General features: G+C 80.1%; 1 protein-coding gene. It reads right to left on the reverse strand.

Annotated features, from left to right (window positions below):
- A partial coding sequence (locus tag GPJ59_RS36525; protein ID WP_219672392.1) for a COG1470 family protein occupies positions 1-924 on the reverse strand: 924 nt, incomplete at its 3' end.
- Positions 925-980: the final 56 nt, after the last annotated feature.

The raw sequence follows: 980 nt of genomic DNA on the forward strand, positions 1-980 counted from the left end.
GCGTACGAGGAGCCGCGCGGCCAGGAACAGGCCGGCCAGGCCGAGCAGCCCGGCGCCGGTCCGGGCGGCGATGCCCCAGGGCAGGAACCAGGCCGTGGCGGTCGCCTCGGCCCGCGCGCCCCCGGCGGCGGTGACCTCGGCGGTCAGCCGGACCCGGTCGAACACCGGCGCGCCGGGCCAGGGTTCGGTCAGCTCGACCCGCTGGCCCGGCAGCAGCTCCACGGGGACGGGCCGGCGGGTACGGCCGGGAGGTTCGCCGAGCAGGCCGTCGGCGGTGAGGGCGAGCTGGGGGGCGAGCGCCACGTTCCCGCGGTTGACGAGGGTGTATGTGACGACGGTGGCCCCGCCCCGGCCCCGTACCCGGACGTCCTCGACGGTGAGCGCGGCGACCTGTGGGCCGCTGACCCGCAGGTGCACCCGTACGGCCGCCTCGTGGCCCGCCTCGGCGGCGACGACGGCGACGGGGTGGTCGCCGGGCGCGGCGCCGGGCGGCACGGTGACGGTGAACGGCACCACCGCGCGGGTGCGCGGCGGGATCGTCACCGTGCCGGCGCCGCCGAAGCCGACCCAGGCCCCGGCGCCCGCCCCGGCCCCGGTGGACCGGTCGGCGGGGCGGACGGCGAGGGCGCCGTCGGCGGTGTTGTAGGCGTCGGCGCCGCGCAGGGTGAGGGTGCGCTCCCGGTCGGTGGGGTTGGCCAGGGCGATCCGGTCCTCCAGCACGCTGCCGGGGCCGCCTTGCAGGTAGAAGTACGGGCGCGGGCCCGAGGGGCGGGCGGCGGCGCCGGCGGCGGGCTCCGCCGTCCACCCGGGTCCGTCGGCCCTGGCGGTACCGGCGGACCCGAGCAGCAGCACGAACAGGACGAGGCCGCAGAGGAGCAGGCCCGGCAGGGCCGGACCCGGCCGGGCAGGGGCACCTCGGGACACGGCGCGCGGCGTCGCGGGCATGGGCGGGGGCACGGGCATGGGCATGGGCACGGTGG

Origin of the sequence: Streptomyces bambusae (assembly GCF_019400985.1) — a bacterium.
Taxonomy (GTDB): Bacteria; Actinomycetota; Actinomycetes; order Streptomycetales; family Streptomycetaceae; genus Streptomyces; species Streptomyces bambusae_A.